General features: G+C 63.2%; 1 protein-coding gene. It reads right to left on the reverse strand.

Annotated features, from left to right (window positions below):
• On the reverse strand, window positions 1-239 hold a 239-nt coding region (locus A7V84_RS12285), incomplete at both ends, for an ABC transporter substrate-binding protein (RefSeq protein ID WP_235815953.1).

Here is a 239-nt window from a genome sequence, read left to right on the forward strand (position 1 = left end):
CTGAACACCACGGTCTGGGGATCGGGCGCCGTGACCGATTCCACGTTGGCCATCAGGGTGCGGGTACGCGGCGTGTTGGCCAGGACCTTGGTGTAGGTGAACACCACATCGTCGGCCGAGAACGGCTTGCCGTCGTGCCAGCTCACGTTGGGCTGCAGATGGAAGGTGTAGGTCAGCTGGTCGGGCGAGACTTCCCAGGATTTCGCCAGGCTGGGCTGCGGCTTGAGATCGAACGAGTA

Origin of the sequence: Bordetella trematum (genome assembly GCF_900078335.1) — a bacterium.
Lineage (GTDB): Bacteria > Pseudomonadota > Gammaproteobacteria > Burkholderiales > Burkholderiaceae_B > Bordetella > Bordetella trematum.